The organism is Actinobacillus minor NM305, from assembly GCF_000175195.1.
Taxonomy (GTDB): Bacteria; Pseudomonadota; Gammaproteobacteria; order Enterobacterales; family Pasteurellaceae; genus Haemophilus_A; species Haemophilus_A minor.
The window spans coordinates 1-1,638 of record NZ_ACQL01000127.1 but is presented as its reverse complement, the minus strand read 5'-3'; the positions used below and the strand labels follow the sequence as shown (position 1 = coordinate 1,638).

Below are 1,638 nucleotides of genomic sequence, written 5' to 3'. Positions count from 1 at the left end.
TATTTCAAATTTTTTAAATAAAAAGGTTCCTCAGCAATCCAACGCCACTTTTGTGGCGTTTTCCTTTCTATAAAGCGCTCAAATTTGTGTTAAAATTTACCGATTTTTATTTCTAGGAATATATATGTTAAAACAGGTTTCAGAGAGCCTATTGGCACCAAGTGGGCTTGAGCTTTCACACTTATCACAAGTATTAGATCATTTTTCCACCCGACACATTGATTATGCCGACCTCTATTTCCAACTTAGCATGGACGAAAGCTGGGCGCTGGAAGACAGCATTATTAAAGAAGGCGGTTTTTACATCGATAAAGGCTTTGGGGTTCGTGCCGTTTCAGGCGAAAAGACAGGCTTTGCGTATGCCGACCAAATCAGCCTTAACCAACTTGAACAATGTGCTGTTGCCGCTCGCAGTATCACACAAGAAAGCGGTCAATTTTTGGTAAAAAATTTCAAAGAAACGACCGCTTGTAAACGTTACCCATCGATCAATCCGCTTGATACGCTAACCCGTGAGCAAAAAGTAGAATTGCTCCATTTAGTCGATAAAGTCGCTCGCGCAGAAGACCCAAGAGTAATTCAAGTGAATGCGAATGTTTCGGCTGTCTATGAAGAGATGTTGGTTGCCGCAAGTGATGGCACTTTAGCCGCAGATATTCGCCCTTTGGTGCGTTTATCTGTTTCTGTTTTGGTGGAAGAAAATGGTAAACGTGAACGAGGTTCGGCAGGTGCAGGTGGACGCTATGGCTTAAATTGGTTTTTTGAACCGAAGGTTATCAATGGCGAAATGGTTGGCTATAACCGTGCGGAGTATTTGGCGAAAGAAGCGGTGCGCATGGCATTAGTGAATTTAGGGGCAATGCCGGCTCCGGCAGGCTCAATGCCGATAGTGCTGGGTGCCGGTTGGCCGGGCATTTTACTTCACGAAGCAGTCGGACACGGTTTAGAGGGCGATTTCAATCGGAAAGAGTCTTCACTCTTTACCGGTAAAATTGGCGAATTGGTTACCTCGCCATTGTGTACTATCGTCGATGACGGTACCATTCAAGATGCTCGAGGTTCAATGACCGTTGATGATGAAGGCGTGCCTTCCCAACGCAATGTCCTCATCGAAAACGGGATCTTAAAAGGTTATATTCAAGATAAACTAAATGCACGCTTAATGGGCGTTGCACCAACGGGCAACGGTCGCCGCGAGTCTTATGCGCATTTGCCAATGCCTCGAATGACAAATACCTATTTAACGGAAGGCAACCACGATTTTGAGGAAATGATTGAGTCGGTCGAATACGGCTTGTATGCGCCTCATTTCAGCGGCGGACAAGTGGACATTACCTCAGGAAAATTTGTGTTCTCGACCGCAGAAGCCTACCTCATTGAAAAAGGGAAAATCACCCAACCGGTTACGGGTGCAACCCTTATCGGTAGCGGTATTGAGGCAATGCAGCAAGTTTCAATGGTCGGCAAAAAAATGGAACTCGACCCAGGTATCGGCACTTGCGGTAAAGAAGGACAATCCGTCCCTGTTGGCGTTGGGCAACCTACGGTGAAATTGGATAAAATTACTGTGGGGGGAAGGGGGTAAACAATGTTATCAGGTTGTACCGTCCCCCCCTCCGTTTACGGAGGGGGGATAGG

Annotated in this window: 1 protein-coding gene; it reads left to right on the top strand. The window is 46.2% G+C overall.

Going from position 1 to position 1,638, the window contains the following annotated elements; translation table 11 throughout:
* Nucleotides 1–124 precede the first annotated feature (124 nt).
* Entirely contained in the window at nt 125–1,585 is a 1,461-nt protein-coding gene (gene tldD / locus AM305_RS09765; protein WP_005825530.1) for a metalloprotease TldD, read from the top strand.
* Nucleotides 1,586–1,638 lie beyond the last annotated feature (53 nt).